This window comes from Ottowia flava (genome assembly GCF_008017535.1).
GTDB lineage: Bacteria > Pseudomonadota > Gammaproteobacteria > Burkholderiales > Burkholderiaceae_C > Ottowia > Ottowia flava.
Genome location: NZ_VRUA01000002.1, coordinates 64,342 through 90,573, shown reverse-complemented (window position 1 = coordinate 90,573; position 26,232 = coordinate 64,342). Strand labels below are relative to the sequence as shown.

24 protein-coding genes are annotated in these 26,232 nt (G+C 66.6%); 16 read left to right on the top strand and 8 right to left on the bottom strand.

Annotated features, from left to right (window positions below):
- Position 1: 1 nt before the first annotated feature.
- The 13 genes from FVQ98_RS02570 to FVQ98_RS19560 all read left to right on the top strand — a co-directional run bounded on the left by FVQ98_RS02570 (position 2) and on the right by FVQ98_RS19560 (position 15,132).
- On the top strand, positions 2–1,507 hold the full coding sequence (locus FVQ98_RS02570) for a UDP-N-acetylmuramoyl-L-alanyl-D-glutamate--2,6-diaminopimelate ligase (RefSeq protein ID WP_147911864.1): 1,506 nt from the start codon (positions 2–4) through the stop codon (positions 1,505–1,507).
- 5 nt (positions 1,508–1,512) lie between these two features.
- Positions 1,513–2,916, top strand: coding sequence for a UDP-N-acetylmuramoyl-tripeptide--D-alanyl-D-alanine ligase (locus FVQ98_RS02565; RefSeq protein ID WP_255507592.1), 1,404 nt, complete (start codon positions 1,513–1,515; stop codon positions 2,914–2,916).
- The gene (mraY, locus tag FVQ98_RS02560) at positions 2,906–4,084 is read left to right on the top strand and encodes a phospho-N-acetylmuramoyl-pentapeptide-transferase (RefSeq protein ID WP_147911862.1); all 1,179 of its coding nucleotides are present in this window, start codon (positions 2,906–2,908) and stop codon (positions 4,082–4,084) included. Before FVQ98_RS02565 ends, mraY begins: the two co-directional genes overlap by 11 nt.
- Before the next feature lie 12 nt (positions 4,085–4,096).
- The gene (gene murD / locus FVQ98_RS02555) at positions 4,097–5,611 is read left to right on the top strand and encodes a UDP-N-acetylmuramoyl-L-alanine--D-glutamate ligase (protein ID WP_147911861.1); all 1,515 of its coding nucleotides are present in this window, start codon (positions 4,097–4,099) and stop codon (positions 5,609–5,611) included.
- A 17-nt stretch (positions 5,612–5,628) separates the two neighbouring features.
- Positions 5,629–6,873: a putative lipid II flippase FtsW gene (ftsW, locus tag FVQ98_RS02550; protein ID WP_255507620.1), complete on the top strand. Its 1,245-nt coding sequence runs from the start codon at positions 5,629–5,631 to the stop codon at positions 6,871–6,873.
- A complete protein-coding gene (gene murG, locus FVQ98_RS02545) occupies positions 6,870–7,943 on the top strand; it encodes an undecaprenyldiphospho-muramoylpentapeptide beta-N-acetylglucosaminyltransferase (RefSeq protein ID WP_147911859.1) in 1,074 nt (357 codons plus the stop codon). Before ftsW ends, murG begins: the two co-directional genes overlap by 4 nt.
- Positions 7,940–9,358, top strand: a complete 1,419-nt coding sequence (murC, locus tag FVQ98_RS02540) for a UDP-N-acetylmuramate--L-alanine ligase (protein ID WP_147911858.1) — start codon at positions 7,940–7,942, stop codon at positions 9,356–9,358. Before murG ends, murC begins: the two co-directional genes overlap by 4 nt.
- 10 nt (positions 9,359–9,368) lie before the next feature.
- On the top strand, positions 9,369–10,346 hold the full coding sequence (locus FVQ98_RS02535; RefSeq protein WP_147912154.1) for a D-alanine--D-alanine ligase: 978 nt from the start codon (positions 9,369–9,371) through the stop codon (positions 10,344–10,346).
- Positions 10,343–11,158: a cell division protein FtsQ/DivIB gene (locus tag FVQ98_RS02530; RefSeq protein ID WP_147911857.1), complete on the top strand. Its 816-nt coding sequence runs from the start codon at positions 10,343–10,345 to the stop codon at positions 11,156–11,158. Before FVQ98_RS02535 ends, FVQ98_RS02530 begins: the two co-directional genes overlap by 4 nt.
- Positions 11,159–11,189: 31 nt before the next feature.
- Positions 11,190–12,419: a cell division protein FtsA gene (gene ftsA / locus FVQ98_RS02525; RefSeq protein WP_147911856.1), complete on the top strand. Its 1,230-nt coding sequence runs from the start codon at positions 11,190–11,192 to the stop codon at positions 12,417–12,419.
- A gap of 171 nt (positions 12,420–12,590) precedes the next feature.
- On the top strand, positions 12,591–13,796 hold the full coding sequence (gene ftsZ, locus FVQ98_RS02520; protein WP_147911855.1) for a cell division protein FtsZ: 1,206 nt from the start codon (positions 12,591–12,593) through the stop codon (positions 13,794–13,796).
- 214 nt (positions 13,797–14,010) lie between these two features.
- Positions 14,011–14,934: a UDP-3-O-acyl-N-acetylglucosamine deacetylase gene (lpxC, locus tag FVQ98_RS02515; protein WP_147911854.1), complete on the top strand. Its 924-nt coding sequence runs from the start codon at positions 14,011–14,013 to the stop codon at positions 14,932–14,934.
- A 21-nt stretch (positions 14,935–14,955) separates the two neighbouring features.
- Positions 14,956–15,132: a hypothetical protein gene (locus tag FVQ98_RS19560; protein ID WP_187265602.1), complete on the top strand. Its 177-nt coding sequence runs from the start codon at positions 14,956–14,958 to the stop codon at positions 15,130–15,132.
- A gap of 87 nt (positions 15,133–15,219) precedes the next feature.
- Here FVQ98_RS19560 and ruvC read toward each other — a convergent pair whose 3' ends face one another.
- The 6 genes from ruvC to FVQ98_RS02485 all read right to left on the bottom strand — a co-directional run bounded on the left by ruvC (position 15,220) and on the right by FVQ98_RS02485 (position 21,114).
- Positions 15,220–15,759 carry a crossover junction endodeoxyribonuclease RuvC gene (ruvC, locus tag FVQ98_RS02510; RefSeq protein ID WP_147911853.1) on the bottom strand — a complete coding sequence of 180 codons (540 nt, stop codon included), beginning with the start codon at positions 15,757–15,759 and terminating at the stop codon, positions 15,220–15,222.
- A gap of 91 nt (positions 15,760–15,850) precedes the next feature.
- Entirely contained in the window at positions 15,851–16,579 is a 729-nt protein-coding gene (gene mtgA, locus FVQ98_RS02505; RefSeq protein WP_370512908.1) for a monofunctional biosynthetic peptidoglycan transglycosylase, read from the bottom strand.
- Between the two features lie 183 nt (positions 16,580–16,762).
- Positions 16,763–17,665, bottom strand: a complete 903-nt coding sequence (locus tag FVQ98_RS02500; RefSeq protein ID WP_147911852.1) for an energy transducer TonB — start codon at positions 17,663–17,665, stop codon at positions 16,763–16,765.
- Positions 17,665–19,740: a ribonuclease catalytic domain-containing protein gene (locus FVQ98_RS02495; RefSeq protein ID WP_147911851.1), complete on the bottom strand. Its 2,076-nt coding sequence runs from the start codon at positions 19,738–19,740 to the stop codon at positions 17,665–17,667. The genes FVQ98_RS02500 and FVQ98_RS02495 overlap by 1 nt, the downstream gene beginning before the upstream one ends.
- 63 nt (positions 19,741–19,803) lie before the next feature.
- A complete protein-coding gene (locus FVQ98_RS02490) occupies positions 19,804–20,349 on the bottom strand; it encodes a cytochrome b (RefSeq protein ID WP_147911850.1) in 546 nt (181 codons plus the stop codon).
- Between the two features lie 174 nt (positions 20,350–20,523).
- Positions 20,524–21,114 (bottom strand): YqiA/YcfP family alpha/beta fold hydrolase, encoded by a 591-nt coding sequence (locus tag FVQ98_RS02485; protein WP_147911849.1) that lies wholly within the window; start codon positions 21,112–21,114, stop codon positions 20,524–20,526.
- Between the two features lie 93 nt (positions 21,115–21,207).
- Between FVQ98_RS02485 and rodA the strand changes: the two genes are divergently transcribed.
- The 3 genes from rodA (at position 21,208) to FVQ98_RS02470 (ending at position 24,722) form a co-directional block, all read left to right on the top strand.
- Positions 21,208–22,362, top strand: coding sequence for a rod shape-determining protein RodA (gene rodA / locus FVQ98_RS02480; RefSeq protein WP_147911848.1), 1,155 nt, complete (start codon positions 21,208–21,210; stop codon positions 22,360–22,362).
- A 142-nt stretch (positions 22,363–22,504) separates the two neighbouring features.
- A complete protein-coding gene (locus FVQ98_RS02475; RefSeq protein WP_147911847.1) occupies positions 22,505–22,840 on the top strand; it encodes a YegP family protein in 336 nt (111 codons plus the stop codon).
- Positions 22,841–23,009: 169 nt separating this feature from the next.
- Positions 23,010–24,722 (top strand): phospholipase D family protein, encoded by a 1,713-nt coding sequence (locus FVQ98_RS02470; RefSeq protein ID WP_147911846.1) that lies wholly within the window; start codon positions 23,010–23,012, stop codon positions 24,720–24,722.
- Between the two features lie 76 nt (positions 24,723–24,798).
- Here the strand turns inward: FVQ98_RS02470 and FVQ98_RS02465 are convergent, their stop codons facing one another.
- Both FVQ98_RS02465 and FVQ98_RS02460 read right to left on the bottom strand, forming a co-directional pair.
- Positions 24,799–24,993, bottom strand: coding sequence for a DUF2905 domain-containing protein (locus FVQ98_RS02465; protein ID WP_147911845.1), 195 nt, complete (start codon positions 24,991–24,993; stop codon positions 24,799–24,801).
- 3 nt (positions 24,994–24,996) lie between these two features.
- On the bottom strand, positions 24,997–26,181 hold the full coding sequence (locus FVQ98_RS02460) for a class I SAM-dependent methyltransferase (protein WP_370512915.1): 1,185 nt from the start codon (positions 26,179–26,181) through the stop codon (positions 24,997–24,999).
- Positions 26,182–26,232: the final 51 nt, after the last annotated feature.

The following is a 26,232-nucleotide window of genomic DNA, read 5'->3' as shown; positions in this document are numbered from 1 at the left end:
CATGACGCTGCCCACGCTTGATACCCCGCAGGAAGCGGCCCGCTGGCTGCGCTCGCGCGTCACGGGGCAGTTGCACGCCGACAGCCGCCAGGTGCGTGCGGGCGATGGCTTTATAGCCTGGCCGGGTGCGGCGACCGATGGTCGCCACTTTGTCGGCGCGGCGCTGGCTCAGGGCGCGCAGGCCTGTCTGGTGGAGCGCGAGGGCGCAGGCGCGTTTGGCTTTGACGACCCGGCCATCGCTGTGTACCCCCAACTCAAGACCGCCACCGGCCTGGTGGCCGACGCTTACTACGAGCACCCGTCGCGCGCGCTGAACATGGTGGCTGTTACGGGCACCAATGGCAAGACATCGACTGCGTGGTGGTTGTCCAATCTGCTCTCGAAATTGGAGCTGCCGGCGCTTTCCCCATGCGCGCTGGTGGGCACTTTGGGTATTGGTGTGGCGCCAGTCGTGGAAGCCACCGGCATGACCACGCCGGACCCCGTGTTGCTGCAGCGCCGCCTGCGCGACTTTGTCGATGCGGGCGTGCGCAGCTGCGCCATCGAAGCGTCCTCGATCGGCATCGCCGAGCACCGTCTGGATGGCATGGCGATCCGCGTGGCGGTGTTCACCAATTTCACGCAGGACCATCTGGATTACCACGGCAGCATGCAGGCCTATTGGGAGTCCAAGGCAGACCTGTTCCGCTGGCCCGGTCTGCGCGCGGCCGTGATCAACATCGACGATCCGCGGGGCCCAGAACTGGTCGAGTTGGCCGAACAGCGCGGGTTGGACGTCTGGACAGTTTCGCTGCGTCAGGCGGCGCGGCTGCAGGCGCTTGACCTGCGGTACGGGCCTGAGGGCTTGCAGTGGCGGGTGCGTGAAGGTGAGCAAACCGTCACGGTCACGACGCCCCTGATCGGGGACTACAACGCCAGCAACCTGATGGGCGTGCTGGGGGTGCTGCGTGCTTTGGACGTGCCCCTGGCGGACGCGGCGGCCGCCTGTCAGGTCTTGCTGCCGGTGCCGGGTCGCCTGGAGCGCCTGGATGCGCCCGGAGCGCCCATGGCGGTGGTCGATTACGCGCACACGCCTGACGCGCTGGCCAAGGCGCTTGCTGCCTTGCGCCCACTCGCGCTGGCGCGTGGCGGCAGGCTGTGGTGCGTGTTCGGCTGCGGGGGCAACCGCGACGCCGGCAAGCGCCCGCTGATGGCCGCAGCGGCTGAAGGCGCTGCCGACCGCCTGGTGATCACCAGCGACAATCCGCGCGACGAAGCGCCGGAGACCATCGTCGAACAGATGCTGGTGGGACTGAGCGCGCCAGGCGCGGTGCAGGTCGAGCTGGACCGAGCCCAGGCCATCCTCTCAACCATGTGTGCCGCGAATGCGCAGGATGTGGTGCTGGTGGCAGGAAAAGGCCACGAGACCTACCAGGAAGTGCGCGGCCAGCGCCTGCCGTTCTCGGACGTCGATCAGGTGCAGCGCGCCTTCACCGCGCGCGCCGCTGGGAAAGGCGCAGGCGCATGAGCGGCATGGCGCTTTCTCTGGAGCAGGTTGCCGCATGGCTGCCGGGCGCCCGTGTGGTGGGCAGCGGAGCCGCGCTGGTGCAGCGTGTGCACACGGATACGCGCAGCTTGCAGGCGGGCGATCTGTTCGTGGCGCTGAAGGGCGAGCGCTTCGATGCCGCCGACTTCATGGCCGAGGCGGTGGCCCAGGGGGCGACGGCCGTGCTGTGTGCGGAAGCCGCGGCCGACAGGCTGCTGGCCAGCGGGCTGCCAGGGGTGCTGGTTGCCGATGCGCGCCTCGCGTTGGGCGATTTGGCCCGGCAATGGCGCCGGCGCTTTGAAGGGCCGCTGATTGCCGTGACGGGGAGCAACGGCAAGACCACGGTGACGCAGATGATTGCGTCGATCCTTCATGCCTGGCGTGGCGACGATGCGCTGGCCACGCAGGGCAACTTCAACAACGATATCGGCCTGCCCCTGACGCTTTTGCGGCTGCGTGCGCACCACCGCGTGGCGGTGGTCGAGCTGGGCATGAACCACCCGGGCGAGATCGCCTATCTGGCGTCGGTCGCCGAGCCGACGGTGGGTTTGGTCAACAACGCGCAGCGTGAGCACCAGGAGTTCATGGCCACGGTGGAGGCGGTAGCGCGCGAGAACGGGTCGGTATTTCGTGCGCTTCATGCCGATGGCTGCGCGATCTTCCCGGCCGAAGATGAGTATGAAAACGTTTGGAAATCCATGTCAGAAGGGCGCTTGCAGCTATTGTTTGGAGAGCATTCTGGGAGCGTGAGCTTGCGCGCCAGCGCTTGGCAAGGAGACCGCTGGCAGGCCGTGGCCGCCACGCCGGCCGGTGATGTGGCATTCGATCTGTATGTGGCGGGGCGTCATAATTTGCGCAACGCGCTGGCTGCGCTCGCGTGTTGCACGGCAGCGGGCGTGCCTGTCGATGCCATGGCGCAAGGTCTCACGACTTTTGTGCCGGTGAAGGGCCGCTCGCGCACGGCGATCATCCGGCATCGTGGCCGCAGCATCACGCTGATCGACGACACGTACAACGCCAACCCCGACTCGGTGCGCGCCATTGTCGATGTCCTGGCCGAGCTGCCCGGTCCGCGCCTGCTGGTGCTGGGAGACATGGGCGAGGTGGGCGGCCAAGGCCCCGAGTTCCACGCCGAGGTCGGCGCCTACGCGCGCGAGCGCGGTGTCGAGCGGCTGCTTGCGCATGGCCCCATGGCGATCCACGCGGCCATGGCTTTTGGCGGTGGCCTTCATTTCGAGACCATCGAAGCGCTGAACGACGCTGTGCGCACGCTGCTGGCGCAGTCGGCGAGCGTGGGGGTCAAGGGGTCCCGTTTCATGCGGATGGAGCGGGTGGTCGAGGCGCTGTCGGCCGCCGACGGAGTCACCCCGGAGGGCGCCCATGCTGCTTAGTCTGGCTGCCTGGCTGCAGACGCTGACGCCCGAATTCGGCTTCTTCCGCGTCTTCCAGTACATCACCTTTCGCGCCGTGATGGCGGCGATGACGGCGCTGGTGATCGGCATCGTGGCGGGCCCGTGGGTGATCCGCAAGCTGACCGAATTGAAGATCGGTCAGCCGGTGCGCGGCTACGCCATGGAAACGCACCTGTCTAAGAGCGGCACGCCCACGATGGGCGGCGTGCTCATCCTGTTGTCGATCGCCATTTCCACCTTGCTGTGGTTCGACTGGTCCAACCGTTTCGTCTGGATCGTGCTGATCGTCACTTTTGGTTTTGGCGCCATTGGCTGGGTGGACGACTGGCGCAAAGTGGTCAACAAGGATCCGGAAGGCATGCGCTCGCGCGAGAAATACTTCTGGCAGTCGCTGATTGGTCTGGCTGCGGCGTTCTACCTCGTGTTCAGCATTTCGGAAGGCTCCAACGCCAAGGTGTGGGAGCTGTTTGTGAACTGGGTGTCGTCCGGCTTCACGATCGACCTGCCCGCAGCCGCTGGCCTGACGGTGCCCTTCTTCAAGGAGGTGAGCTATCCGCTAGGTGTGATCGGTTTCGTGATCCTGAGCTACCTGGTCATCGTGGGCGCCAGCAACGCGGTCAACCTGACCGACGGTCTCGACGGCCTGGCCATCATGCCGGTGATCATGGTGGGGTCGGCACTGGGCGTGTTCGCCTACGTCACGGGCAGTTCGGCGTACGCGCGCTATCTGCTGTTCCCCCACATTCCCGGTACGGCCGAACTGCTGATCTTCTGCGCGGCCATGGCGGGCGCGGGCCTGGCCTTCCTGTGGTTCAACGCCCATCCGGCGCAGGTCTTCATGGGCGACGTCGGTGCGCTGGCGCTGGGTGGCGCGCTGGGCACAATCGCGGTGATCGCACGGCAGGAGATCGTGCTGGCCATCATGGGCGGCATCTTCGTGGTCGAAGCGCTGTCGGTGATGCTGCAGGTCACATGGTTCAAGTACACCAAGCGCCGCTATGGCGAAGGGCGCCGCCTGCTCAAGATGGCGCCACTGCACCACCACTTCGAGAAAAGCGGCTGGGCTGAAACCCAGGTCGTGGTCCGTTTCTGGATCATCACCATGCTGCTGTGCCTGATCGGCCTGTCTTCCCTGAAGCTGAGGTAGACCGTGCAGACCATGAACGATCGTCACGTGTTGGTGCTGGGCTTGGGGCTGTCAGGCTTGGCCATCGCGCGCTGGTGCGCGCGCCACGGCGCCACGGTGACGGTGGCCGACACGCGTGAGGAGCCACCTCAACTGCATGCCTTGAGAGACTCGGTGCCCGAGGCGCGCTTCGTTGCCGGCCCCCTCGCGGCCGGTCTCGTGGACGAAGCCAGCCTGCGCGCGGTCTACCGCAGCCCCGGTCTCGCGCCGAAGGCCATTGCAGACGTCGTGGCCGAAGCGCGCTTGCGCGGTCTGCCGGTGCATGGCGAACTCGGCCTGTTTGCCCAGGCGCTAGACGCGCTGCGCGAGGAGCGCGGTTACGCGCCGGCCGTGTTGGCCGTCACGGGTACGAACGGCAAGACCACGGTGACCGCGCTCGCTGGTCAGCTGGTGGAGCGCGCGGGCAAATCGGTGGTCGTCGCCGGCAACATTGGGCCGACGTTGCTCGACACGCTGCAGGCTCGGCTCGATGCAGACGATTTGCCGGAGGTGTGGGTGCTGGAACTCTCGAGCTTCCAGCTCGACGAAGTCGAGGGTTTCGAGCCCACGGCGGCGGCCGTCCTTAACGTCACCCAGGACCATCTGGACTGGCACGGCGATCTGGCTGCCTACGCGGCGGCCAAGGCGCGCATCTTCGGCAGCCGCGCTGTCATGGTGCTCAACCGCGACGATCCGCTCGTCATGGCGATGCAACCGGTCGTGCCGGCAAAGGGTGTCAAAGGCCCCAAGCCGACGCCGCGCCAAGTCGTCACCTTCGGCGGCGACATGCCGGCTGCGCCCGGCGACTTCGGGCTGGAAGTGGTCGCGGGCATGGCATGGCTGGTTCGCGCGCTTGAAGCCGACGAAACGCAGCGCCGCCGTAAGGACACCGAGGAGGAGCTGCACTTCCAGCGCCTGATGCCCGCCGACGCCTTGCGAATTCGTGGCAGGCACAACGCTGTCAACGCACTGGCCGCGCTCGCCCTCGCGACGAGCGCAGGTTGTCCGCTCGCGCCGATGCTGTATGGCTTGCGCGAATACCGTGGCGAGCCGCATCGCGTCGAGTCGATCGGGCGTCTGGGGGAAGTCGAATACTTTGACGACAGCAAGGGCACGAACGTGGGCGCCACGGTGGCGGCGCTGCACGGCCTGGGCGCCGAGCGCAAGCTGGTGGTCATCCTGGGTGGCGATGGCAAAGGGCAGGATTTTTCGCCGCTCGCGGACCCCGTCGCGCGGTACGCTCGCGCCGCTGTGCTGATCGGTCGGGATGCACCGCAGGTCCGCGCCGCGCTGGCCGCCACCGGCGCGACGCTGCTCGAGGCGCACGACATGGTCGGTGCGGTGGCGGCGGCGCGCGAGCACGCGCAACCGGGCGATGCCGTGCTGCTGTCGCCGGCTTGCGCCAGCCTGGACATGTACCGGAACTATGGTGAGCGCGCCGAGGCGTTCTGCGCTGCGGTGCGCGATCTGGCGCTGGCCGAGGGTGTCGAGTTGGAGGTGCTGGCATGAGCGCAGCAAGTGACGCGATGGGCCAGCAGCCCCGCGCCAAGAAGCGCCGCCAGCGCGCGCGCGCCGACGAGCTGCCGGTGCGCATCGGCGGCATGGAGTACGCACGCACCGCAAGCACGCCGTCGCGCGTGCTGGGCTTTGACCAGTCCTTGATCTGGGTCTGCGTTGCCTTGCTGGCCTGGGGCCTGATCATGGTGTATTCGGCCAGCATCGCGCTGCCGGACAACCCGCGCTTCGCGCGTTACGCGCCCGGCCACTTTGCACTGCGGCATGCGATGTGGATCTTCCTGTCCTTGATGGCGGCGCTGGTGGCCTTCCAGATCCGCATGGATTGGTGGGAAAAGTCGGCGCCCTGGCTTTTCGTCGTGTCGTTGGCCCTGCTGATTGCCGTGCTGATCCCGCACGTGGGCACCGTGGTCAACGGTGCACGGCGCTGGGTTTCGCTCGGCCCCATGAATTTCCAGCCGTCAGAGTTGGCCAAGATCGCCGTGCTGATGTATGCGGCTGACTACATGGTCCGCAAGATGGACGTGAAGGAACGCTTCTTCCGGGCCGTGCTGCCCATGGGCATCGCCGTGGCTGTCGTGGGGTTGCTGCTGCTGGCGCAGCCGGACATGGGCGCCTTCATGGTGATCGCGGTGATCGCCATGGGCATTCTTTTCCTGGGCGGCGTCAATGCGCGCATGTTCTTCCTGATCGCCGCCGTGCTGGTGGTGGCGTTCGCCGCCATGATCTGGGCCTCGCCGTGGCGGCGCGAGCGCATCTTTGCCTATCTCGATCCGTGGAGCGAGGAGCACGCGCTTGGCAAGGGTTATCAGCTGTCGCACGCCTTGATCGCCATCGGGCGTGGTGAAGTGTTCGGCGTGGGCCTGGGCGGCAGCATCGAGAAGCTGCATTGGTTGCCAGAGGCGCACACCGACTTCCTGCTGGCGGTGATCGGCGAGGAGTTCGGCCTGATCGGGCTGGTGTGCGTGATCTTCCTGTTTCTGTGGCTCACCCGCCGCATCATGTACATCGGCCGTCAGTCGATCGCCCTGGACCGCGTGTTCTCCGGGCTGGTGGCGCAGGGCATTGGTCTATGGCTGGGTTTTCAGGCCTTCATCAACATCGGTGTGAACCTGGGTGCTCTGCCCACCAAGGGTCTGACGCTGCCCTTCATGAGCTACGGCGGCTCCGCCATCATGGCCAACATGGTGGCGATCGCCATCGTGCTGCGCATTGACATGGAAAACCGCCAGTTGATGCGAGGGGGCCGCGCATGACGCAGAAGTGCGCTCTGGTGATGGCTGGCGGAACGGGTGGTCACATCTTCCCCGGGCTTGCGGTGGCCGAAAGCCTGCGCGAGCGCGGCTGGCGCGTGCACTGGCTGGGCGCGCCAGCCAGCATGGAGCAGCAACTGGTGCCGCCGCGTGGCTTTGCCTTCGAGCCGATCGAATTCGGCGGCGTCCGTGGTAAGAGCCTCAAGACCTTGTTCCTGCTGCCGCTGCGCCTGCTCAAGGCCTTTGGTCAGGCGCTGCAGGTGGTGCGCCGCGTCAAGCCGGACGTCCTGGTGGGGCTGGGCGGGTACATCACCTTCCCGGGCGGCATGATGGGCGTGGCGGCGGGCAAGCCCCTGGTGCTGCACGAGCAGAATTCGATCGCGGGCATGGCCAACAAGGTGTTGGCGGGGGTCGCCGATCAGGTCTTCACGGCGTTCCCGGGCGTGCTGCCCAAGGCGCGAAAAGTGCAATGGGTCGGCAACCCGCTGCGTGCGGCGTTCACGCAATACCCGGGGCCCCAGGAGCGCTTTGCCGGGCGCACCGGCCCGCTGCGCGTGCTGGTGGTCGGCGGCAGTCTCGGCGCGCAAGCGCTCAACGAGGTGGTGCCGCGCGCTCTGGCGCTGCTGCCGGAAACCAGCCGCCCGCACGTCGTGCACCAGAGCGGCGCCAAGCAGATCGATGCGCTGCGCGCCAACTACGAGGCCGCCGGGGTTCAGGCCGAACTGGTGCCGTTCATCGACGATATGGCCCGTGCCTACGCGGAGGCCGATCTGGTGATTTGCCGATCGGGCGCCACCACGGTCACGGAGATTGCGGCCATCGGCGTTGCTGCGCTGTTCGTGCCGTTTCCGCATGCGGTGGACGACCACCAGACGACCAACGCCCGTTTCCTGGTCGACCAGGGCGCCGGCTGGCTGATTCAGCAACGCGAGCTGACGGCCGAAGGTTTGGCAGATTTGCTACAAAAAACAGAGCGCTCAGCGCTGATCCAAGTAGGGCTGAAGGCCAAAACGTTGCAAAAAACAGAAGCCACACAGGCCATCGTGGCGGCGTGCGAGGAGTTGGCCGCATGAAACACGCCATCCAGCATATTCACTTCGTCGGCATCGGCGGCTCGGGCATGAGCGGCATTGCCGAAGTCCTGCACAACCTGGGCTACACGATCTCCGGCTCGGACCTGTCCGACAGCGCCACGCTGCGCCGCCTGCAGGGCTTGGGCATCCGCACCCACATTGGGCACGCGGCGGCCAACATGGAGGGCGCGGACGCCGTGGTGACGTCCACCGCCGTGACGCCCGACAACCCCGAGGTGATCGTCGCGCGTGACAAGCGCATCCCGGTGGTGCCGCGCGCCATGATGCTGGCCGAGTTGATGCGCCTCAAGCAGGGCATCGCCATCGCCGGGACGCACGGCAAGACCACCACCACCAGCCTGGTGGCCAGTGTGCTGGCCGAGGCGGGGCTGGACCCCACCTTCGTGATCGGAGGCCGCTTGAACAGCGCGGGGGCCAATGCCCGCCTCGGTTCGGGCGACTACATCGTGGTCGAGGCGGACGAATCCGACGCGTCTTTCCTGAACCTCCTGCCGGTCATGGCGGTGGTGACCAACATCGACGCCGACCACATGGAGACCTACGGGCACGACTTCGGCAAGCTCAAGAAAGCCTTCGTCGATTTCCTGCACCGCATGCCTTTCTATGGCACGGCGGTGCTCTGCATCGAAAGCCCGGCGGTGCGCGACATCCTGGGTGATGTCGCCTGCCCGGTGACGACCTACGGGTTCCGCGAAGGCGCGCAAGTCCGCGCGGTCGACGTGCGCGCGGAGCACGGTCAGATGCACTTCACCGTGCAGCGCCGCAACGGCGTGCATTTGCCGGACCTGCCGGTGGTGCTGAACCTGGCGGGCGAACACAACGTGCTCAATGCCTTGTCGGCGATTGCGGTGGCCGTGGAGTTGAACATCCCTGATGCCGCCGTGCAGAAAGCACTGGCCGAGTTCAAGGGCGTTGGCCGGCGCTTCCAGCGCTATGGCGAATTGCCGACAGGCGACGGCGGCACGTTCACGCTGATCGACGACTACGGTCACCACCCGGTGGAGATGGCGGCCACGCTGGCGGCGGCGCGAGGTGCGTTCGTCGGACGCCGGTTGGTGCTGGCGTTCCAGCCACACCGCTACACCCGAACGCGCGATTGCTTCGAGGATTTCGTCAAGGTGCTGGGCAGCGCCGACCAGGTCGTGCTGGCCGAGGTTTACGCCGCCGGCGAAGAGCCGATCGTGGCCGCAGACGGCCGTTCGCTCGCCCGCGCGCTGCGCGTAGCAGGCAGGGTCGAGCCGGTTTTTGTCGACGACGTGGCGGACATGCCACAGCAGATCGCCGAGCGCGCACGGGCAGGTGACGTGGTGTTGTGCATGGGAGCGGGTTCGATTGGCGCCGTTCCGGCAAAAATCGTTGATTTGCTACAAAAAACTGAGCATAATCCGCGCTAACTTTGGGATCATGGTGCAAGACGGCGTTCAATTCGGAAAAGTGGCGGTGCTGATGGGGGGGCGTTCGGCTGAACGCGAGGTCTCCCTGATGTCCGGCCAGGGCGTTCTCCAGGCCTTGCGCGCCCGGGGTGTGGACGCACACGCCTTCGATCCCGCCCAGCAACCGATGGACGAATTGCAGCGTCAGGGCTTCGCGCGCTGCTTCATCGCGCTGCACGGCCGCTTCGGTGAAGACGGTACGGTGCAGGGCGCGCTGGAACTGCTTGGCATCCCCTACACAGGCGCCGGCGTCATGGCGTCTAGCATGTCGATCGACAAGGTCATGACCAAGCGCGTTTGGCAAGCCGAGGGGCTGCCCACCCCGCGCCATGTGCTGCTGCAGCGAGGCCATTTCACGGCAGCGCAGGTGTGCGACATTCCGGCGCAGTTGGGTTTGCCCCTGATCGTGAAACCGGCGCGCGAGGGCTCGTCGCTTGGCGTGACCAAGGTGACGACAGCAAGCCAGATGCAGGACGCGGTGGCGGCCGCCGTCGCTCTGGACACCGATGTGCTGTGCGAACAGTTCATCGCGGGCGACGAAGTGACGTGCCCGGTGCTGGGCGCTGGCTCGGACGCGCGCGCCCTTCCGGTCATTCACATCGTCGCGCCCGAGGGCCAGTACGACTACCAGAACAAATATTTCACCGACGTCACGGAATACCGCGTTCCTTGCAATCTGCCAGCCGGCGAGGAAGCCGCCATTCAGGCGTTGGTCGTCAAGGCCTATCGCGTGCTTGGCTGCCGCGGCTGGGGTCGCGTGGATGTGATGATCGATGCCGCCACGCGCCAGCCCTACCTGCTGGAGATCAACACGTCACCCGGAATGACCGGTCACTCGCTGGTGCCGATGGCGGCCAAGGCGGATGGCGTGAGCTATGAGGACCTTTGCGTGCAGTTGCTGGCCGATGCATCGCTGGACTATGGCGCGAACAAGGAGGGGGCTGCGTGACTTCGTCGGTGCCCATGCCGCTGGACGTCAGGTTGATGAACGTGACGACCTCGCTGCTCGTCACGAGCCTGGTGCTGGCGTGCGTGGCTGCCGGCCTCTGGTGGGCACTGCGCAACCCGGCGTTCGCCATTGACAGGATCACCGTGGGTGGCGATACCACCCACAACAGCGCAACCAGCCTGCGCGCCGCAGTGGCGCCCAAGCTGTCCGGCAACTTTTTCACGCTCGACCTCTCGGCTGCGCGGGCCGCGTTCCAGTCGGCCCCGTGGGTGCGCAGGGCCATGGTCCAGCGCGAATTTCCGAACCAGTTGCACATCACCCTGCAGGAACACGTGCCAGTGGCGCACTGGGGTGATGGCGATACCGAACTCGTCAACCAGCAGGGCGAAGTCTTCGAAGTGGGCGATTCTGAAGCCGAGGAAGGGCGCATCCCTCGCCTGCAAGGCCCCGAAGGCCAGGCGCCGGTGGTGTTGAGCATGCTGCGCCAGTTGAGTCCCCTGCTTGAGCCCCTCGGTGCCCGCCTGGCCGGGCTGACCCTGCAGGCGCGGGGCAACTGGGTGGCTGAGTTGGACCGCGGCGCCGTGATCGAACTGGGGCAGGGTTCGCCCCAGGAGCTGGCTGCGCGGCTGAACCAATTCGTGGGAACAGTGAAGGAAGTGGCGGCGCGCCATCAGCGCACGCTGGATGCCGTTGAGACGGCGGACCTGCGCCACGTGGGTGGCTATGCCTTGCGTATGCGCGGTGTGACGACCGTGCGCGGCGACGCGACCCCGGGTACGCCCGCGCCCGCCGCCGCGCCGGTGCGACGCTGAAGGCCAGGACACAGGATCGACTGACTAGAACATGGCAAAAGAGTACAAGGATCTGATCGTCGGACTCGACATCGGCACCGCCAAGATCATGGTGGTGGTGGGTGAAGTCCTGCCTGGCGGCGATCTGAAGCTGGCCGGACTGGGCGTGGCGCCCAGCAATGGGCTCAAGCGCGGCGTGGTCGTCAACATCGACGCTACGGTGGCCAGCATCCAGCAGGCGCTGAAAGAAGCCGAGCTGATGGCCGACTGCAAGATCGGCCGGGTCTATACGGGCATCACCGGCAGCCACATCCGCGGCATCAACTCCAGCGGTATGGTGGCTGTCAAGGACAAGGAAGTCACGCCCATCGACGTCGCGCGCGTGGTCGAGACGGCCAAGGCCATCAACATTTCCAGCGACCAGCGCCTGCTGCTGGTGGCGCCGCAGGAATTCGTGATCGACGGTCAGGACGTGCGCGAACCCGTCGGCATGAGCGGCATGCGCCTGGAAGCCAAGGTCCACATCGTGACCGGGGCCCAGAGCGCTGCCGAGAACATCATCAAGTGCATCCGCCGCTGCGGCCTCGAAGTAGATCAGCTCATGCTGAACCCGCTGGCCTCCGCGCAGGCGGTGCTGACCGACGACGAGCGCGACCTGGGCGTCGCCTGCGTCGATATCGGCGCAGGCACGACCGACGTGGCCATCTTTGCTGGCGGCTCCATCCGCCACACGGCGGTGATCCCGATCGCGGGCGACCTTGTCACCAGCGACATCGCGATGGCGCTGCGCACGCCGACCATGGACGCCGAAGACATCAAGGTCGCCCACGGTTGCGCCAAGCAATTGCTGGCCGATGCCGACACCCAGGTCGAAGTGCCCGGCCTGGGAGACCGCACGCCGCGCATGCTGTCCAAGCAGGCGCTGGCCGGTGTGATCGAGCCGCGCGTCGAAGAAATCTTCTCGCTGGTGCAGCAGGTCATCCGCGACTCGGGCTATGAAGAGGTGCTGTCGTCGGGTGTCGTCCTGACAGGCGGCAGCGCCGTGATTCCGGGCATGGTCGAGCTTGGTGAAGACATCTTCCTGAAACCCGTCCGCCGCGGCGTGCCGAAATACTCCCGGGCGTTGTCGGATATGGTGGCGCAACCCCGCGCTGCCACGGTGATGGGTTTGATGGAAGAAGCTAGGCAGGCGCGCCTGCGTGGCTTCAAGGTGGCCCAGAAAACCAGCGGCGTGAAAACCGCGTTCGGCCGGTTCAAGGACTTCATTGTGGGGAACTTCTGAGCATGAACACGCGCAGCCTCTTTGCACGCATTCGATCGGTGTCCCCCGGGTGGCAAAGCACCGGGCCACCGTGATGAAACACCCCCTTACCCCCAGTTCCAGTTTTTCTCCCGCGCGCAACCCAAAATCAAACCATCCCAGGCAACTGCAGACAGATAAGGAGTACACACCATGAGCATCGAAATGATTGAAACCGAAGGCTTCAACGCCGGCACCCAGATCAAGGTCATCGGCGTCGGTGGCGGCGGCAGCAACGCGGTCGATCACATGGTCACGCGCAATGTGCAGGGCGTGGAATTCATCTGCGCCAACACCGATGCGCAGGCGCTTGGCCGCACGCTGGCCAATGCCAGCATCCAGCTGGGCCACAGCGGCCTGGGCGCCGGCAGCAAGCCCGACAAGGGCCGCGAAGCGGCCGAAGCCGCAGCCGACGACATCCGCCAGGCGATCCGCGGCGCGCACATGTTGTTCATCACCGCCGGCATGGGTGGCGGAACGGGCACGGGCGCTGCACCCGTGATCGCGCGCATTGCCAAGGACATGGGCATCCTGACGGTGGGTGTGGTGACCAAGCCCTTCGACTGGGAAGGCGGCCGCCGCATGACCAACGCCGAAGCCGGTCTGACCGAGCTGGAGGCCAACGTCGATTCGCTGGTGGTGGTGCTGAACGAGAAGCTGCTGGAAGTCCTGGGCGACGACATCACCCAGGAAGAAGCCTTCGCGCAGGCCAACGACGTGCTGAAAAACGCCGTCGGCGGCATCGCCGAGATCATCAACGACTACGGTTTCGTCAACGTCGACTTTGAAGACGTGCGCACCATCATGGGCGAGCCCGGTAAGGCCATGATGGGCACGGCCACGGCCAACGGCCCTGACCGCGCCCGCATTGCCGCCGAGCAGGCCATCGCCTGCCCGCTGCTGGAAGGCATTGATCTGTCGGGCGCCAAGGGCGTGCTGGTGTTGGTCACTGCGTCCAAGGGTTCGCTCAAGCTGAACGAGTCGAAGGAAGCGATGAACACCATCCGCGCCTACGCCTCCCAGGACGCGCACGTCATCTTCGGCGCTGCCTACGACGACACACTCGGTGAAGACCTGCGCGTCACCGTGCTGGCCACCGGCCTGTCGCGCCAGGCGATGCGTCGCCAACCCATCACCGTGGTGCAAGGCGGTCTGCGCACCGGCACCGACAACCAGCCGATGTTCGTCACGCCCACCCAGCCGCAAGCCGGCCAGGCGCAGGCCGACTACGGCAACATGGCGGTGCCCAGCGTGTGGCGCACCAACCGCACCCAGGCTGCGGCCAAGGTGGACGCGCTGTCCTCGGGCGGCATGGACGACTTCGAGATCCCGGCCTTCCTGCGCAAGCAGGCGGATTGAGTCCCGCAGGTCATCGATCGCAGCGCGTCGCGCGTTCAGGTCATGGCGGCAAGCACGCTGCACGGTCACCCCGTGCAGCGTTTTGCTATGAATAGAGAAGCTGCTCGCGCACTACCCATATGCGCACACGGCCAATTTGAAGCATGAATTCTGGATGCCGACTCACTGGCCTCTGAAGCGCACGGCGGGTAGGCAAAGCCGTAAAATCGGCCCCATGCTTGCGCAACGTACCCTCAAATCCCTGACCCGCGCGGTTGGCGTGGGCCTGCACAGTGGTGAACGGGTCGAGCTGACGCTGCGTCCCGCGCCGCCGAACACCGGCATCGTGTTTCGTCGCATCGACCTGCCGCAGCCGGTCGACATCCCGGTCTCAGCGTTGTCCGTGACCGACACGCGCCTGGCGTCCACGCTGTCCCAGGGCGATGCCAAGGTGCGCACCGTCGAGCATCTGATGTCCGCCTGCGCGGGCCTGGGGCTGGACAACCTGTACATCGACATCACGGCCGAAGAGGTGCCCATCCTCGACGGCTCGTCGTCTTCGTTCGTCTATCTGTTGCAAAGCGCCGGCATCGAACAGCAAAAGGCACCCAAGCAGTTCCTGCGCGTCAAGCGCGCGGTTGAAGTGCGCGACGGTGAGGGCGACCAGCTCAAATGGGCGCGCCTGGCGCCGCACCACGGCTTCACCCTGGCGTTCGAGATCGACTTCCAGCACCCCGCCATCGACGCCACCGGCCAGCGCGTCGAGTTCGACATGGGCTCGGGCCGCTACAGCCGCGACATTGCACGCGCGCGCACCTTCGCCTTCAGCAAGGACGTCGAAACCATGCGCGCCAATGGCCTGGCGCTGGGCGGCGGCCTGGACAACGCCGTCGTCATGGACGACACCAAGGTGCTCAACGCCGACGGCCTGCGCTACGCCGAGGAATTCGCCAAGCACAAGATCCTCGACGCCATCGGCGACCTGTACTGCGTCGGCAAGCCGATGCTGGCCGCCTACACCGCGTTCCGCTCTGGCCACGCGCTCAACAACCGCCTGCTGCGCGAGTTGCTGTCGCACGAGGACGCGTGGGAACTCGTCACCTTCGAAGACGAGCGCCAGGCCCCGCAGGGCTTCGCGCAACTGGCGCGCGCCTGGTAAGCGCAGCGGGGGCCGGTACCGGTGCTGCTGTTTCGCTGGCTCATCCTGCTGTTGTTGCTGGTGTCGGGCGTGTGCTTTGCCTACTACGCCGCCACGGGCCAGCCGCGCTTTCGCGCCATCGGCTGGGTGGTGCTGAAGTGGACGCTGCTGGCCGCGCTGGGCTTCTTTGCGGTGCTGATCGCCGAGCGCGTGTTGTAGGTGCATCGCGCAGATGTGCTATAAAAATAGAAGCTGCCTGCGCAGATGGTTGTAGGGCTGGTGGCTCAAAAGACTTGAGAATCTCGCTCAGCGCGACTGCCGGTACATGCTGCTGGAGCGTCGCGCCTGGCCCGCCGACGCCAGCCGCGCCAGCGCCGCCCCGGCGTGGGCGTGCGTGATGGCCAGGCCCAGCGCGTCGGCGGCGTCGGGGCGCGGCGCCGAGGGCAGTTGCAACAGGCGCTGCACCATGGCCTGCACCTGCGCCTTGGCAGCGCGGCCATGGCCGGCCACGGCTTTCTTCATTTGGAGTGCCGTGTATTCGGCCACCGGCAGGTTGCCAGCGACCAGGGCGGTGACGCATGCACCGCGTGCCTGACCCAACAGCAACGAGGCCTGCGGATTGACGTTGACGAAGACAATTTCCACCGCCGCCACTTCGGGCTGGTACCGCGCTTTCAGTTCAGCAATGCCGTCGAAGAGCACCTTCAGCCGCGCGGGCAAATCGCCTTGGTCGACGCTGCGCGTCTCGATCACGCCGCTGGCCACGTAGCGCAGGCGCGGGCCGTCCACGTCGAGCACACCAAAGCCCGTCGTGCGCAGTCCGGGGTCAATGCCGAGCACTCTCATTGCTGCAAAAATTATAGCTGGCTGCGCAATTCGGGCTAGGGCTGGAGGGCGATTCTTTGTGAAAATTCAATGGAGGCGCAGCCCCACGCGCTCAAGGCAGTTCGGCCGAGCGCATGCGCCCCATGATGATCGAGCTGCGGTTGTTCAGGTAGGCCGACCGGGGCAGTTTCTCGAAGTAGCGCGGGCGCGGCAGCATCACGGCCAGGCGCGCGGCCTCGCGCGCGCTCAGCTGCGCCGCGCTCTTGCGGAAGTAATGCTGCGCGGCCGCTTCGGCGCCGAACACGCCCTCACCCCACTCGACGTTGTTGAGGTAGATCTCCAGGATGCGCTCCTTGCTCAGCAGCGTTTCCAGCGCGTAGGTCAGCACCAGCTCCTGGCCCTTGCGCGGCAAGTTGCGTTCACCGGAAAGCAGCAGGTTCTTGGCCAACTGCTGGGTGATGGTCGACCCACCGCGGATGCGCACCGGGCGCGCCGGGCGGTTCTGCTCGGCGCGCGCGGCCGCGGCTGCTTCGGCCTTGGCGTTGCGATCCCAGGCCTTTTCAATCGCGTCCCAGTCCACGCCTTCGTGGTTGACGAAGCTGTCGTCCTCCGACGCGATCACCGCCCGCTTCAGGTGGTCGGAAATCTGGTCGTAATCGCGCCAGTCCTGGCGCCAGCGTAGTTCGCCCTGCGACGCCAGCCGCCAGGCTTCCGAGCGCTGAAACGCCGTCGACTTCGGGTCCAGCACCGCCATCAGCGCGATGCGCCCGATGAAGAACGCCTCCAGCAACAGCAGTGCGAGCACGCACAGCAAGATCCAGCGGCCGAAGGTGCGCAGCATGTCAGGCCCTCCGCAGGGAAAGTGCAGAGCTTGCAAACAAGTTCAAAAGGCCACAGCGGACGAGTGGCGCGCCGCATGGCCTGACCGCCATCCGCGGCCGCGCAATCAGGCGCCCCAGTTGCCGCGCTTCCCGGAGGAAGAAGCGGGGAAGCGCCGCAGGCGACTCAGGAGAAGGTGCCGTCGTCACGGCGGTGTTCCATTTTTAACGGTGCTGTCCAGCGGATCGGCCTGCAGCGTGGTCTCAAGCTTCATGTCGCGCGTGAACTTGAAGCGCGCGGTCACGTCGAACTGGTCGGTGTCCTTGCGCATCGACGCCGTGAAAGGTCCGAACGGTGCGGCTCGCGAGGCGATCAGCTCGGCCAGCTTGTCCAGCGCGCGGTTGCCCGAGCTCTGCACCACACGTGCATCCAGGATGCGGCCGTCGTGGTTGATCAGCAGCGCCATCAGCAGTTCGCCATACAGCTTGCGGCCGGCCATCTGCGGGAAGTTGGTCGTGCCTTCGACCTCGATCTTGCGGCGCATGTCGTCGTAGTACTGCGCGTAGGTCGTGCCCAGCGTTGCCGGGCTCAAAAAGCGCTTGCGGGGGCGCGAGTTTTCCTCGTCCACCCGCTGCTCGATGGCGGCCAGCAGCTTGGACAGTTGCTGGCGACGCTCCTCCTGGGCCTGGGATTCGGGGTCATCGCTCGGTTTCCGCGGATCGACCTTGGGCATGGCAGCGAGCTGCTGGCGCACCTGGGCCAGCAGCATCTCCTGCTGTTCCAGCATGTTGTCGATGCGGCGCTGGTTTTCGTTGACAGGCGCGTCGCCGGTCGACTGCTGCAGGCTGGGCGGCAACGGCGTGCTGGCGATGCGACGGCCTTCGGCCTCGCCGCCACCGGCCAGGTTGGCCTGTGCGATGGCCTGGGCCTTTTCCGGCGCTTCGTCCGATTTGGCGTTGACCAGGATCACGTCCAGCGTAGTGTCCTGGAAGACGCGCTGAAAGCCTTCAGGGTCGACAAAGCGCGCCGTCAGCACCACGGCGTGGAACAGCACCGACAGGCCCAGGGCCCATTGCAGTGTCGACAGCGACTTGAAAAAACGCAGCATTACGAGGCCGGATTATCAGGGCTTCCGGCCTCGCTCTCGTTCACGTCCACCGCAATCGTCAACGGCCCGGCGGCGGGTGCGTCATCTTCCTCATCGCTGTTGTCGTCGGCGGGGCTGCTCACGTTCGCGTTGGCCGCCAGCACCTCGGTCACGGTGCCGTGCACGTCAAGCGAAATGTCGTCGATCGCCCCCAGCTTCACGCGCACGCGCATGCCGCGCACCAGCGCCTGCGTGCCCATCACGCTGAACACCAGCGGCAGTTCCTCCGCGCGCACCAGCCAGGCGCCGCCAGCCATTTCCTTGATCAGCTGGGCGGTCACCTCGGTTGTGCCGTGCTGGCGCAGGTGCTGCAGCGTCCAGAAGCGCTCCATGCTCGCTTGGTGCGCGTTGTAGGCGCTGTAGGCGGCATCGAACGCGCTGATCACGGCGAACAGCTGCGCGTCCTTGGGTTTGAAGGGCGCGGCCAGCGCCGCCGTCTTGCCGTGGCGCGCCGCGGCAATGATCTGCCACTGGTTGACGAGGTCAACATAGCGCCGCAGAGGCGAAGTACTCCAGGCGTAGGCCGGTACGCCGATGCCGGCGTGCGGCAGCGCCTTGGCGCCCATGCGCACCTTGATGCCCGGCAGCAGGCTGGCCTGGCTGCGGTAGATGCCAGGCACGCCCAGCGTGCCCAGCCACTGGCCCCAGGTGCTGTTGGCGAGGATCATCGCTTCGGCCACGATCAGGTCGAGCGGCGCGCCGCGCTGGCGCGTGGTGATCTGCACCTGCTCCTTGCCGGTTGGCACGTCGCCCTGCTGGCCCACCAGACGGAAGGTGTAGTCGGGCCGGGAAAAGGTCTCGGGCTTGCCGCGCACGCGCTCGCGCCCGGCTTTCAGGTGTTGCGCCAGTCGGTATAAAAAGGATAGCTGCTTGCGCTCTACTGGCGCGGGCAAAGCGCTTTTTTCTTCAGAATGGCTGTTGCCGGACAACCACTCGGGCGTAACGATGTGGTCCAGCTGGTCGTGGCGCAGGTTGGCGGCGATGGGCACACGCTCCAGTCGCGTTTCGCTGTGCTGGATATCGAAGGTCGCCTCGTTCATCGTCACGTACAGCGACACCGCGGGCACGTCGCGCCCTTCGCTCAGCGTGTAGGTCTGCACCACGTCGTCCGGCAGCATGGTGATCTTGTAGCCCGGCATGTACACCGTGGACAGGCGGGCGCGCGCGACCTGGTCCAGCGCATCGTCCGGCTGTATCGCCAGGCCGGGCGCCGCGATGTGGATGCCCACCACCACGGTGCCCGTGCCCAGGCCCTGCAGCGACAGCGCGTCGTCGATCTCGGTGGTGTGCGAATCGTCGATGGAAAACGCCTGCACATTGGCCAGCGGCAGCTCTTCCGTGATGGCCGCCGCCGCCAGCGGCGGAAAGCCCGTGCCCTTGGGGAAGTTCTCGAACAAGAAGCGCTGCCAGTGGAACTGGTAGGGCGATTCGATCGCGCCGGCGCGCTGCAGCAGCGTGAGCGGCGCCAGCTGCGCGTTGCGGCTGGCTTCGACCACGGCCTTGTATTCGGGCGCGTTCTTGTCCGGCTTGAACAGGATCTTGTAGAGCTGATCGCGCACCGGTTGGGGCGTCTGGCCCGCCACCAGCTCGCCTGCCCATTCGTTGATTTGGGCGGCGATCTGTTTTTTCTTCTCGATCGCGGCCAAGGCCTGCGCCACGATGTCGGCCGGCGCCTTGCGAAAGCGCCCCTTGCCGGCGCGGCGGAAGTAGTGCGGCGCATCCTGCAGTGCCATCAGCATGGCGGTGCGCTGCACCACGTCGGGCGCATCGCCAAAATAATCGGCGGCCAGTTCGTCGAAGCCGAATTCGGCCTCGGGGGCGAATTCCCAGGCCAATGGCAGCTCGACCTCGGCTGCCATCGGCTGGGCGCGCGCCAGCAATTCCGCCGGCGCCGGTTTGTCAAAACGCAGCAACTGGTTGGCGGACTTGACCTTCAGGCGCTTGCCCGAATCGAGTTCAACCTGGGCCGAGGCCTCGGCCTCGGAAAGGATACGGCCGGCGAGGAATTTCCCGGCTTCGTCAAAGAGAACATGCATAGAGGAGGGGGATTTTCCCATCCTCAGGTACCCACCGGCCAAAGCCGGTCATGGCGGCGGGCCTCAGCGGGCGCTCGCGCTGCTTCCGATCATGCGCGGCAGCACGTTGTCGGTCGGGCTGCGGCGGTGCCACCAAGCCATGGCGATGTGGCCCAGCACGGCCGCCAGCAGCACCCAGCCCAGCTCGCCGTGCAGGGCGCCGCCGAGGTCGGTCATCCACTGGATCTTGGTGCTTTCGTCGCGGCCAGGAAAGACCGGCAGGCCGAGCGGCGAGAAGGCGCGTGCCGAACCGTACTGGCGCAGCAGCCCGATGAGCGGGATGGCGAACATCAGCGCGTAGAGCGCCCAATGCCCGAGCTTGGCCGCCAAGCTGAGCGAAGCCGGGCGCCGCGCGGTGTTGACCAAGGCCCACAGGAGGCGCACCACCACCAGCACCATCAGCGCGCTGCCCACGTGCTTGTGCGTGGGCCACATGAAGGCGTCAAGCCCCGAATCCTTGGCCAGTGAATGGGTGATGGCCGAGACCAGCATCCAGCCGATGCCCAGGGCCATGGTCCAGTGCAGAAAGCGGCTGAAGCTGCCGTAGCGGGCGGCGTTGTCGGGCGTCATTGAGGTTCCTTGCAGGCAGACGGCTTCGGTGGCGCGCAGGTACCACGTTGCCGGGTTGATTTGAATAAAAGTGGCTGAAAGCGGCGCCTGTGTCGCGCGGGCAGCTATCAAAAAAGATGTGCTGAACAGACCCTGCGAGAGGGCTTTTGCGCGGCACATTCTCAGAAAGAGCACTCAGGCGGGCGCAAGTTCCAGAAAGTCGAACACGGCGTCGATGTGCTGGTCGAAATCGCTGAGGGCGTGGTCGCTGCCTTCCAGCAGGCGAATCTGCGCGCCGGGGTAGCGGCCGGTCATCTCGCGCCAGTCGAGCAACTCGTCGCCCTTGGCGATCACCGCGAAGTAGCGCTCGGGGCGGGTGAGGGGGCCGGTTTGCAGGGCGCGCAACTCGCCGATGTACTCGGGGCGGAAGAAGAAGCGCTCGTCCGGGTCGTGCCAGGCGGTCTGCTCGCCGATGTAGCCGGCCAGGTCGCGCGCCGGGTCGATGGCCGGGTTCAGCAGCACCGCCTTGCAGCCGGCCTGCTCGGCCAGCCAGGTGGCGTAAAACCCGCCCAGGGACGAGCCGCAGACCGCCATCTGCCCGCGCGGCCAGTCGGCCACGCCTTGCTGGATCAGCGCGGCGGCCTCGCTTGGCGACGGCGGCAATTGCGGGCACCACCAGGTGACGCCCGGGTGCTTGGCCTGCACGCGTTCGCCGACCCTGCGCGCCTTGGTCGATTGCGGGGATGAGCGAAAGCCGTGCAGGTAGAGCAGGTGCGTGGTGGCCATGCGGGCGATGGTAGCGGGTGGCTTTGGCACCTCTCGCGGCTTTTTGCGTCGCCGTGCAGCCTGCATGCGGGTGTCGCCGGGGGATAATTCGGCATGGCAGTGGTTTTCGAACGTCCTTCGGTCTGGCGGCGCGTCCTGCCGTTCCTGCGCGGGTTCGATTTCTGGCTGCTGCTGGCGGTGCTGACGCTGGCCGGCATGGGGCTGACGGCGATGTACTCATCGGGGTTCGATCACGGCACCCGCTTCATCGACCACGGCCGCAACATGCTGATCGCAGCCAGCATCATGTTCGTGGTGGCGCAGGTGTCGCCCCAGCGGCTGATGAGCATGGCGGTGCCGCTCTACGTCGTGGGCGTGGTGCTGTTGCTGGGCGTCGAGTTCTTTGGCATCACCAAGAAGGGCGCCACGCGCTGGATCAATCTGGGCATCGTCATTCAGCCCAGCGAGCTGCTCAAGATCGCCATGCCGCTGATGCTGGCGTGGTGGTTCCATCGGCGCGAAGGGCAGACCCGCCCGGTGGATTTCGTCGTCGCGTTTGCGTTGCTGGCGGTGCCGGTGGGCCTGATCATGAAGCAGCCCGACCTTGGCACCGCGCTGCTGGTCATGGCGGCGGGCCTGGCCGTGATCTTCTTCGCCGGCCTGCCCTGGAAGCTGGTGCTGCCCCCTGTGCTGATCGGCATCGTCGGCATCGTCCTGCTGCTGAGCTTCGAGACCGAGCTGTGCGCCGATGGCGTCGACTGGGTGGTGCTGCACGAGTACCAGCGTCAGCGCGTGTGCACCCTGATGGACCCTACGCGCGACCCGCTGGGCAAGGGCTTCCACATCCTGCAGGGCATGATCGCCATCGGCTCGGGGGGGCTGCACGGCAAGGGCTTCATGCAGGGCACGCAGACGCACCTGGAGTTCATCCCCGAGCGCACGACCGACTTCATCTTTGCCGCCTATTCCGAGGAATTCGGGCTGATCGGCAACCTGACGCTGCTGGCGGGCTTCACCTTCCTGATCCTGCGCGGCCTCATGATCGCGGCCGATGGCCCGACGCTGTTCGCGCGCCTCCTCGCCGCAGCGCTGACGACCATCTTCTTCACCTACGCCTTTGTCAACATGGGCATGGTGAGCGGCATCCTGCCCGTGGTGGGCGTGCCGCTGCCCTTCATCAGCTATGGCGGCACGGCGATGGTGACGCTTGGCCTGGCGCTCGGCATGCTGCTGTCGGTATCGAAATCGCGGCGCCTGATCCAGAGCTGACCATCCTCCCCCGGGTTTTGGCCGATCCGCGACAGGCCTGTGCGGTATCGCACGCCGCGCGCTTGCCGGGTTGAAATGTCATGCCCAGGCGGCCACAATGCGCGCCAGCCAACCGTGCTTTGGCGCCAACGAAGGAGTTTTCATGGCAGGCAAGTTTGAACTGAAGAAGTCCAAGAACGACAAGTTCCATTTCTCCCTGCTGGCCGGCAACGGTCAGACCATCCTCACCAGCGAGATGTACGAAGCCAAGGCCAGCGCGGTCAACGGCATCGAATCGGTCAAGAAGAACGGTGGCGACGCAGCCCGTTACGAGAAGCTGGTCGCCAAGGATGGCTCGCCGTATTTCACGCTCAAGGCCGGCAATGGTCAGGTCATCGGCCAGAGCCAGATGTATTCCAGCGAATCGGCCCGCGACAACGGCATCCAGTCGTGCGTGACCAACGCACCCGCCGCCAGCGTGGACGACCAGACGGCCTGATCAGCTGGGCGTTCGAAGCGCGCACTCACCTCGAAAGGCCGCCCTCGGGCGGTTTTTTGCTGTCTGGCCGACCTCGGGCGCGCTTTCGCAGCGCAGGTGAGGCCGTCGTCCGACAGCTGCGGCGCAGGGCGCTGACTATGATTTCTGCCTGCCATTCACCGGACGTGCGATGACGACATTCACCCCGCCGATACCTCAAGCCCTCAAGCCGCGCGGACTCCTGCGTCGGTTGGGCTGCACGGCGTCGTTGTTGGTCGCGCTCTTGCCTTTGCCGGGTTGCGGCAGCCTGCCGACCGATGTGGCGCGGCCCGAATCGCACGCCCTGGCGCAGCCGCAGGGCACGCCGCTGGGCGCGCTGGCCGATGCGCGGCGGCCAGCGTCGGCGCGCGCCGAGCAGGACGGCGATTCGGGGTTTGCCCTGATCGGCTCGCCCAACGAGGCCTACAGCAGCCGCCTCGCGCTGACCGAGCGCGCGGCCCGCACGCTCGACATCCAGTACTACGCCATCCACGCCGACGCCAGCACGCGCGAGCTGCTCACCGCGGTGCGCGCGGCCGCCGCGCGCGGGGTGCGCGTGCGCATCCTGCTGGACGACTTCAATTCCACCGGCCGCAACGCGCTGGTCATGGCCATGGCCTTTCTGCCCAACGTGGAGATGCGCATGTTCAACCCGCTGCCGGGCGGGCGCGGCGCAGGGGCGCTGCGGGCGCTGGGTTCGCTGGGCGACTTCAAGCGCATCCAGCACCGCATGCACAACAAGCTGTACATCGCCGACAACGCCTGGGGCATCACCGGGGGGCGCAACCTGGGCGATTCCTACTTCGGCACCGCCGACGGCAGCAATTTCGTCGACATGGACGTGCTCGCCGTCGGCCCGGTGGTGCGGGCCATGTCGCTCAGCTTCGACAACTACTGGAACAATCCGCTCGCCTACCCGGTGCAGTCGCTCATCACGCCGGACGAGCTGCGCGCGCTGTACCACTCGACCGCTCCCGCCCGGCCGGCGGCGTCGGCCACCGCGGGCGCACAGACCGCCGGGGCCGCCGGTGCGGAGACCGCTTCAGCGCCCTCGGCCAACGGCCACCACGGCCCCGAGGCGGCCGCGTCCGCGCCTTCGGACGCTGTCGGCCCGCCCTTGCTGCCCCCGGCCATGGATCTGGACACGCTACAGCTGACCTGGGCGCCGGCGCTGTTGCTGGTGGACAAGCCCTCCAAGCTCGTGCCGGAATTGAACGACGAGCACACCGACGACACCGTGGTCGACGGCATGCTGGCGCTGATGCAAAGCGCCCGGCGCGACGCGCTCATCGTCTCGCCATACTTCGTGCCGGGGCCCGAGATGATGAAGGTGTTTGCCGCCATGCGCGCGCGCGGCGTGCGCGTGCGGGTGCTGACCAATTCGCTGGCGTCCAACGACGCGCCGCTGGCCCACGTGGGCTATGCGCGCTACCGCAAGGACCTGATCCGCCTGGGGGTCGAGCTGTACGAGATGCGCGCGCTGCAGGGCGCCAAGCTCGACCGCACGGTGTTCGGCTCGGGCGCGGGCGGCTCCAAGGCCAGCCTACATTCCAAGATATTCATCATCGACGGGCGCGTGATCAGCATCGGCTCGATGAACCTCGACCTGCGCTCCAAGCTGCAGAACACCGAGGTCGCGCTGGTCGTGCGCAGCGTGGCCCTGTCGCGCGAGGCCACCGCCAAGATCGACGACACGCTGGACGACAGCGCCTGGAAGATGGAGCTCACCGCCGAAGACCAGCTGCGCTGGCGCGCGCCGCCGGACGCGCCCTTCGAAGACGCGCGCAGCGAGCCCGACGCCAGCCTGGGCCTGCGCATGGTGCTGCAGCTGCTGGGGCCGTTGGCGCCTGACGAAATGTTGTGAGGAAAATCGGCTTGTAGCCCTTGCCCAAACTGCGCAAGAAGCTATCGAAAAGTGAGTTCGCTGAAGTCGCCTGGGCCTACAGCAGCCGCGCAATCAGGCTGGCCACACCGCTCAGGATCAGCGTCGTCGTCAGCGGGATGAACCACTCGCGCCCGAACAGCCTGAAGCGGAAGTCGCCCGGCAGCCGGCCGAAGCCCAGCTTGTTCAAAAACGGCGTGAACCAGCTGATCAGCATCAGCGCCAGGAAGATGACGATGACCCAGCGGATCATGGGTCAGAGCCGGTGCACGCGGTCGCCCGCGGCAAAGCCCAGCGCCGCCGGGTGCCCTGGCGTGGCGAAGCCGATCACCTTGAACAGCTCGCCCATCTCGTGCTCGGTCAGCAGCTTCATGGCGTTGGCGCGGGTCGGCAGGTCGGCCGCTTCCATGGCCTGGGCGATGCCGCAGTTCAGCAAAAAACGCGCCTGGCTGGTGTAGCCCAGCACGTCGAGCCCCGCGTCCTGCGCGGCCAGTGCCACGTCGGTGAAGTTGACGTGCGCGGTGATGTCCTTGGCGCCCACGGCGCTCAGCGGGTCGTCGTCGACCTGGTGCGCGCGGTGGCAGACCAGCGTGCCCATGTGGCGCTGCGGGTGGTAGTACTCGGCCTCGGGAAAGCCGTAGTCGATGAAGAACGCCGCGCCCGCGCCGCCGCGCACCAGCGCCTCGGCCAGCGTGGTGATGAAGGCACGCGCCTGAAGGTGGATTTCGGTGAGAAAGTCGTGTTCGCCTTCCACATCAAAGGGCGGGCGCAGCTCGGTCGGGCGGTCGGACCAGACGAAGGGTGCTACTGAATCGGTAGCTGCTTGCGCTCGTGGTTGTAGGGCTGTGGCCTCAAAAGCATCTGAAAGCGCCACGCCGCGCTCCATCCACTGCCCGTCCACACGCGCCAGCAGCTGCACCGGCATGGCGTCCAACACTTCGTTGCCGACCACCACGCCGCGCAGCGCCTCGGGCAGGCGATCGGCCCAGTCGATCTGCAAACCCGGGTGCGCGGCCAGCAGTGGCGCCAGGCGCTCTTGCTGGCGCGCGCGCAGGCTGCCGGACACATCGACGATGGTGTAGCGCGCCAGCGGCTGGCCCAGCGCGGCCAGGCCGGTGATCAGCTGCTCGGCCAGCGCGCCGCTGCCGGCGCCGAACTCCCACACCGCGTCGGTGCCGGTGGCGCGCAGGCTTTCGGCCACCTGCCCGGCCAGCGCGCGGCCGAACAGCGGCGACAGCTCGGGAGCCGTCACGAAGTCGCTGCCAGAACCCGGCAGCGCGCCGAACTTGCGCGAGCCGTGCGCGTAGTAGCCCAGCCCCGGCGCGTACAGCGCCAGGTGCATGAAGCGGTCAAAGCCGATCCAGCCGCCGGCGGCGCGGATGGCGTCGGCGATGCGCGCCGTCAGCTCGGCCTGCGCCGATGCGTCAGCAGGCTGCGCCAGGCCGTTCGCCGCAGCGCCGCTGGTTACACTGGATTCCGTCTTTTTCACACC